The sequence below is a fragment of the Hymenobacter miniatus genome, assembly GCF_016427455.1.
GTDB lineage: Bacteria > Bacteroidota > Bacteroidia > Cytophagales > Hymenobacteraceae > Hymenobacter > Hymenobacter armeniacus.
The window spans coordinates 98,166-105,450 of the sequence record NZ_JAELXR010000017.1; the positions used below are offsets into that span (position 1 = coordinate 98,166).

A 7,285-nucleotide genomic window follows, 5' to 3' on the forward strand; every position below is an offset into this window, starting at 1 on the left:
CTACTTTTGCCCTTTCATCTCCTGCCCCTCGCCGCCGTGCCCCACTTGCTGCACCACACCTTGGTCAACCCCGACTGCCGCCATTTCCGCGGCGACCTGCCCTGCCGTCCCAACAAAACCGATGGCTACGTGTGCGAGGGCTGCCCCGCGTATGCGCCCGTGACCAGCCGCGTGCTCATCATCAAGCTCGGGGCTATTGGCGACGTCATCCGGACCACGCCGCTGCTGCGGCGCCTGCGGCAGGAGCGGCCGGGCTGCTACATCACCTGGCTCACGCACACGCCGGCCATTTTGCCCCAGGGCGAGATTGAGGAGATACTGAAGTTCGATTTCGCCAGCGCGCTGCAGCTGCAGGGCCGCCAGTTCGACGTTGTCATCAACCTCGACAAGGAAAAGGAAGCCTGTGTGCTGCTGAACACCATCGAGGCCAAAGAGAAATACGGCTACGCCCTGCGCCCCTACGACGGCGTGGCCTGGCCCGTGAACCAGCTGGCCGAGCACAAATTCCTCACCGGCGTGTTCGACCAAACCAGCCTGGCCAACACCAAGCCCTACGTGCAAGAAATCTTCGAGCTCTGCGGCTTCGATTTCCGGGGCGAAGAGTACGTGTTCGACACCCACGAGGACAAAGGCTACGACTGGGCTGCATTGCCCACCGCCCGCCCCCGCATCGGCCTCAACACCGGCTGCGGCGACCGGTGGACCAGCCGCCTCTGGAGCACCGAAAAGTGGATTGCGCTCATCCACGGCCTGCACGCCGCCGGCTACACGCCCGTGCTGCTGGGCGGCGAGGCCGAAGACGCCCGCAACCGCGAGCTGCACGCCGCCACGGGCGCGGCCTACCTGGGCACCTTCCCCCTCCCCCAGTTCATCAACCTGATGCACCAAATGGACGGCATCGTGACGCAGGTCACCATGGGCATGCACATCAGCATTGCCCTGCGCAAGCCCACCATCCTGATGAACAACATCTTCAACCCCCACGAATTCGACCTCTACGGCCGCGGCCAGCTCGTGGGCCCCGACAAGCAGTGCGTGTGCTTCTACCGCGGCACCTGCCGCCTGGGCACCAGCTGCATGGAGGATTTGCCGGCCGCCAAGGTGCTGGCCGCCGTGCGCGAAAGCGTGCCGCTCAAGACGGCCGCCGCCTAGCTTGTTGCACGCCCGGCACTGCGCGCCGCCTGCATCTGCGCCAGAAAATCAGCCACCGAGGTAGTCGCGATGACTTCGGCCAGCGCCGCCGTCGGCAGTTCCTCCAGGCGTTTGAAGTTCAGGCAGCCCTTGCCCATTTTCAGCTTCGGCGCGGCGGCCAGCAACCGCTCGCGCAAGCCCGGCATCATGTACACGGGTATCACGTGCAGGCTGAGGTAGCTCTTTTGGTTGGCCAAGGCCAGGCACATTTCCTTGCCCGCCCGAAACTCCAGGAATTTCCGGCCAATGTGTTCGGTGTAGCCCGCCGGCACAGCGGCGCGCACCAGCTGCCACAGCTGGCGCGCCGGTTCCTGCCGCTCAGCCGGCAGGGCGGCAATGAATGCTTCGAAAGAATCGGCAGGCGTAGCAGCGTTCATGAGCACCGTATTTTATGTTTTATGGGATGAACTACCTCTGCTTGCCCGCCACTTCTTTCAGCGCCGCCACCATCACCGGCCACGAAAACTGCTTCTTCTGCTCGCGCACGCCAGCGGTGAAGGTGGCTTCGCGCCGGTTGGCGTAAAAATCCACGATGGCATCGGCAATGGCGGTTGGGGTGGGCGGCACCACGTAGCCCACCACGCCGGCCGGAATCAGCTCGGCCAGGCCGCCCACGTCGGTTACCAGCATGGGCCGCTCAAAATGGTAGGCAATCTGCGACACGCCGCTCTGCGTGGCATTCTTGTAGGGCTGTAGCACCAGGTCGGCCGCGCAGAAATAATCCACCACCTTTTCGTTTGGAATAAAATCGGTGGCGCGCACTATCCGGCCTTCAAGACCATGCTGCCGGATGAGCGCCTCGTACGGCGCGGCGTCTTCGTAAAACTCGCCGGCAATAATCAGTTTAATGGGAAGCGCCGCCACGCGGGCATCGGCCCAGGCTTCGAGCAAAATATCCAGCCCTTTGTAGGCCCGGATAAAGCCGAAGAACAACACGTGGCCCGCTGTGTCGGCCAGGTGCAAAGCGGCCAAGGCTTCCGCTTTGGGCTTAATCGGCCCGAAATTGTCGTAGAGCGGGTGCGGCCGGTACAGGGCCGGCTTCGTGCCGAAGCCCAGCCCGCGCAGGTCGTCGAGCACGCTGCGGCTCATGGTCACAAAGCCGTGGCAGGCGCTCAGGAAGTAGCGCGTCAGGGGCCCGTCGCCCGGCCGCTTTTCGTGCGGAATCACGTTGTCGGTAATGGCCACCACGCGGGTATGGCCGTTGCCGCGCACCAGCCGCGCCACTGTACCCAGCGCCGGTCCCATAAAAGGCAGCCAAAACCGAAAAATCACCACGTCGGGGCGCTCGGCCCGCAATTTCCGGCCCACGCGCCACCACGAAAGCGGGTTCACCGAGTTCAGGCTGACTTCAATCTCCAAATCGGACGGGCCGGGTTCGGTGCTGAACTGGGTTTGGCCAGGAAACAGAAAGTCCGGGTATTGAAGCGAAAACGTCACGATGCGCGCCTCGTCGCCGGCCTGCTTAAACGCCCGCGCCAGCCGCTCGTTGTACGTCGCCAGCCCGCCCCGCAGCGGGTACGCCGGCCCAATTATCACTACTCTCATAAGCCAGCTTGCTACCGTCCGGCGCGCCAGGTGAAAAAATCAATTCACGGTTTCGCGCACCAGATAGTCGTTGCGGCGCGGTCCGTTGAGCTGTATCATCTCGCCCAGAAAGCCCGCCACAAACAGCACCACGCCCACCACCACGGCCGTCAGGGCCAGAAAGAAAAGCGGCTGCTCCGTCACCTGCCGCGCCTTCAGGTTGTGCAGCGAAAGCCACACCTTTTCGCCCGTTAGCCACAAGGTTATCAACAGCCCGAGCATAAATGACAACGTGCCCAGGGTGCCAAAAAAGTGCATCGGTGCCCGCCGAAAACGGCCCACAAACGTGATGCTCAGCAGGTCCAGAAACCCGAAGATGAACCGCTCCAGGCCAAATTTGGTGTATCCGTACTTGCGCTCCTGGTGCTGCACCACCTTCTCGCCAATCTTGCGGAAGCCGTTCCACTTGGCAATCACCGGAATGTAGCGGTGCATCTCGCCGTACACCTCGATGCTTTTCACCACGCGCGAATCGTACGACTTCAGCCCGCAGTTGAAATCGTGCAGCTGGATGCCCGACATCAGCCGCGTGGCGCCGTTGAACAGCTTAGTCGGAATGGTTTTCGACAGCGGGTCGTACCGCTTTTGCTTCCACCCGCTCACGAGGTCGAACTTGTCTTCCACAATCATGCGGTACAGCTCGGGCAGTTCCTCGGGCGAGTCCTGCAGGTCGGCGTCCATGGTGCACACCACCCGGCCCCGCGCCGCCTCAAACCCCACGTTCAGCGCCGCCGACTTCCCGTAGTTGCGGTTGAATCGAATACCCCGCAGCGCCGCATCGTCGGCCGCCAGCGCCTCAATCACCTCCCAGGAAGTATCCGTCGACCCGTCGTCAATCAAAATCACCTCATAGGTCAGCCCGCGCGGGCGCAGCACCTGCGCAATCCAACGGGTTAGTTCCGGCAAAGATTCTGCTTCGTTGAGCAGCGGAATCACGATGGATATCTCCACCGGAAAGGCAGCAGTGGCTGATTTATTCAAACTCGGGTTTGGAATTTTTAACGATAGCCGAAATCACCAGCGAAAGAACCAGTCCAAACAGCAGCGAAAACAGCACCACAAACAGCGCGATGAATCCCGGCGTCATAAACTTAGCCGTCATTTGCATGGCTTGGTCGATTTGCTCGTCCGATACGCCGCCCCGGCTCTCCATGTCGGCGCGGGCTTTGTCCAACATCCGCGTAATCGCGTCGTTGTCCACAAAGCTGACGTAGATGTAGGAGAAAATGGCACCAATTACGCTCGACACCAACGCCAGCAGCATGCCGATGCCCATGCCCTCGCCGTAGCTCATGTAGCCGCCGTTGTGCTGCTTATAAAAGTGTTGCGCCAGCCAGATACCGCCGGCCAGTATCAACAGCGACAACCAGCGGGCAGGGCTTTGCTCCAGGTGGAGCACATTGAGCGCAAACGACACAATGACGCTTACCAACCCCGTGAGCAGCCCGTAGCGCAGGGCAACGGAGGTGGTGGTGACGGGCGTAGAATTGGCTTCCATGGCAGTGAGTTAAATGTGAGGCGAAAGGTAAAAAGAATTATTCTCGCAGAAATATCCCCGCCGGCACCGCCAGCACCAGCCCCAGTACCAACACCTGCAGGAAATTGCTGCTGGCCATGCCGCCCACGGTCAGCCCTTCCACCTTTTGCAGTTGCTGCGCACGCTGCGCGGCCGTCAATGTTCCTTTGTCGGCCAGCCGTTGTTGCGCCTGCACAATTTCCTTCACCTCGGCGCGGTGCCGGGCCACGGCCGTTGGTCCGGCCCCCGCGGCCAACGCCAGCGTGCCCACGGCCGAAACCACTGCCGCCAGCAGCACCGTCAGCACGCCCACGCCCAGGGAACGGCCCAGACCAGGCTTGCCGGGTTTCACCGTGCGACGCAGCATCCATTGGCTGGCCACGGCCACCATCGGGACGAGCAGTTGGGCCAGCAACTGCTTGGGACCAAAGCCATTGTTACCAGTTAGTTGCAGCCCCACCATCCACAGCACGCACAGCAACCCTACCCCAATGCCGAAGCGAAGCGCCAACCCAACAACCAACCTGCCTGGATTGGGGCTGTAAAGAGAAGCAGGTTCAGTTGAGGAAACGGCCATGAGTCACCAGTTAATTGAAGCGGCAAGTTACGCGCGTGGGCAGGTTCGTCGCGTCCAGCCATCGTGCCCGCTACGCTATACCGCCGCAGCCGGACGCGCCTGCACCCCGTTTCCACGCCGCCCAAAGCGTACCAGCAGCACCTCCACCAGCAGCGCCAGCAACGCCAGCAGCACCCAATACCGCCACAACGGGGTGCCCGTTTGCTCGGCTTGCAATGTCCGCAAGCCAGCACCGTTGGCCCCACTTTCCACTACGCGAATGTTCGGGTGGTTGGGTCCAATCAGCTGACGCAACTCATCTGCCGAGTATGCCGCCAGCTCAGATTCTGCTTTGCCGGCATTAAATGCCAAAGTCGTCAGCACTTGCTCCCCTCGCCGCACTTGGTAAAACCCAGGCGTCTCCATGCCTACCGGCAATTCCAAGCGCACCTCATTGCCCTGCCGACGCTGCGCAGGAAGAAGCACAAGGCTGTCCTTTACCAGCCGAATGCCCGCCTCATCCACAGCAGAACCGGCCCCCTTGGCCACTGTCGACTGTTCCGGCAATTGCAGGTTCAGTCCAGTCTGCGTTAACCGATAAGCAGGCAGCTGCTCGTTACGGTAGCTCAGCATCGCCAGCCGGTACATTACCGGGACAAACAGCGCGTGCTCTGCAAAGTCCGAATAAGGCCGCGCCAGCGGCGCCGAAAATACATATGCTTTTCCTTTGCCTGCCGCAAACTCCGCCAGGTAACTTTCCCCGTCGCGCATCCGCAGAATGTCAGTGCCCGTTCGCGCCCACCGCAACACTGGCGCAGCGCGAGGCATGGTCACCGTCCGCGGCTGCGCCCCGAACACATTTCGAAAAAACGGTTCCTGGCCGCTTGGCATAGCCACTTCCCGCAGTTCAGGCACTGCGGCACCGCTCTCCCACTGCGCCTCCCCAATCCCAAGTTCCTTAAACAAAGTTTGGTAAGAATTTCGCCCAGCTGCCTCCGACACGGGTACTACTACTACGCTTCCTCCACGCCTCACCACTTGGCCTAATGCGTCACGCAATCCGGCATCTATCCCCCCCAGTTCGCACACAATAACCAAGTTGGCCTGCTTCAACATACCAAAATCTACCCTCCCGGCTTTTGCGAAGGTATAAGCAAACAAGGGTTCGTTGCCGTACGCCTGCTCCGTAGCGGGTTTTTCCCCAATCTCAACTACCCGGATAGCAGCAGCGGGCTGCAGAGTAAAATTGTAGGTATTATCAAAATTGACGGGCTGTTCCTCAATCACCACACGCCCCAGCGTGGTGCGGGCATCTGCTAACTGGACCTGCACCACCGTCACCACCGACTTTCCAGGCTCAACGGCCACCCGAAATGCTGCCACCTGCTTCGCCCCGAAGTATACTTTCACCGGGCAGTCATTCACCGCAGCATTCCCGCCGTTTCTGACACTGATGTGTATGCCCACATTGGTACGCATTCGCACAAAAGCGTCTTCCACCCATAAGCTGTCAACATAAACGTTGCCCGTTGGTTCGGCCACCAAAGGCACCAACAGCGTTTGTTTTCCTGCCGCAAATGCCTCTATACTTTTCGCACTAAACTGATTGCGTTGAAAGTCTGAAAAGATGTAAACGCTACCGTCAGAATTATCCCCTGAATTAGTACGAATTGTTTTTCCGCTTAAGCGCAGATTAGCAAGCTTTTCCAAATAAGCATCTCTAGGCAAAGCCCTATTACTGGCCTGCCAAAGACGAATCTGTCTCGACTGACCAAGTGCTTGGCCCAATACTTTAGCTTGTTCCACCGCACCATCGAATAACCGCTCACCGGCAGCTTGCGGCGCCTGCATACTAAAAGAATTATCTATCCAAATAGCAACTGATTGCCCCACTGCTCCGCTTACATCATTCCTTACCGGCAGTATAGGCTGACAAAATGCCACTACTAGGGCAGATATCGCCAATATCCTAGCCAATAGAATCAGCAGTTGTTGGACGCGCCGATGACGAACCGTCGTGAGTTCGACATCCCGGATAATTGCAGTATTTGTAAAAAGAACTCGTTGCCGTTTACGCAACTGCAGCAAATGAATGATAATCGGAATAGCAGTCGCTCCCAGCCCCAATAAAAACCACGGATATAGTAACTGCATAATACATTTCTACAAAAGGTTCGGGGGAAACAGAAAATTATTTACAAATAAACTGTATCTAACCAAACAAATTGCGACAGAATTTCCTCACTTTTTTGTCAGAATTGTTGTATAGTTCCGAAATGCTGTAAGTTGCTAGTCCGCGCAGAAGCGGGTGGCGGGCGGGGGTTGCCGGCTACCCGGCGGGGGGGGGGGGTGGGGGTGGGTGGAAACGCAAGCGTCCCCGGGCCGCTGGGGAAAGCGGCGCGGGGACGGGCAAGGAAAAGGTTGGCGGCGACCGACTC

7 protein-coding genes are annotated in these 7,285 nt (G+C 59.5%); 1 reads left to right on the forward strand and 6 read right to left on the reverse strand.

The window, feature by feature from the left end:
* Positions 1-6 precede the first annotated feature (6 nt).
* On the forward strand, positions 7-1,152 hold the full coding sequence (locus JAO73_RS20575) for a glycosyltransferase family 9 protein (protein ID WP_198979135.1): 1,146 nt from the start codon (positions 7-9) through the stop codon (positions 1,150-1,152).
* Here JAO73_RS20575 and JAO73_RS20580 read toward each other — a convergent pair.
* The 6 genes from JAO73_RS20580 to JAO73_RS20605 form a co-directional block, all read right to left on the reverse strand.
* The gene (locus tag JAO73_RS20580) at positions 1,149-1,568 is read right to left on the reverse strand and encodes a DUF1801 domain-containing protein (RefSeq protein WP_198979136.1); all 420 of its coding nucleotides are present in this window, start codon (positions 1,566-1,568) and stop codon (positions 1,149-1,151) included. The genes JAO73_RS20575 and JAO73_RS20580 overlap by 4 nt on opposite strands.
* 31 nt (positions 1,569-1,599) lie before the next feature.
* Positions 1,600-2,736, reverse strand: coding sequence for a glycosyltransferase (locus JAO73_RS20585; protein WP_198979137.1), 1,137 nt, complete (start codon positions 2,734-2,736; stop codon positions 1,600-1,602).
* A 39-nt stretch (positions 2,737-2,775) separates the two neighbouring features.
* Positions 2,776-3,756 (reverse strand): glycosyltransferase family 2 protein, encoded by a 981-nt coding sequence (locus JAO73_RS20590; RefSeq protein WP_198979138.1) that lies wholly within the window; start codon positions 3,754-3,756, stop codon positions 2,776-2,778.
* Positions 3,749-4,273, reverse strand: a complete 525-nt coding sequence (locus JAO73_RS20595; RefSeq protein ID WP_198979139.1) for a DUF4199 domain-containing protein — start codon at positions 4,271-4,273, stop codon at positions 3,749-3,751. Before JAO73_RS20595 ends, JAO73_RS20590 begins: the two co-directional genes overlap by 8 nt.
* A 37-nt stretch (positions 4,274-4,310) precedes the next feature.
* Positions 4,311-4,802, reverse strand: coding sequence for a DUF4199 domain-containing protein (locus JAO73_RS20600; RefSeq protein WP_198979140.1), 492 nt, complete (start codon positions 4,800-4,802; stop codon positions 4,311-4,313).
* A 141-nt stretch (positions 4,803-4,943) separates the two neighbouring features.
* Positions 4,944-7,001: a BatA domain-containing protein gene (locus JAO73_RS20605; protein WP_198979141.1), complete on the reverse strand. Its 2,058-nt coding sequence runs from the start codon at positions 6,999-7,001 to the stop codon at positions 4,944-4,946.
* Positions 7,002-7,285: the final 284 nt, after the last annotated feature.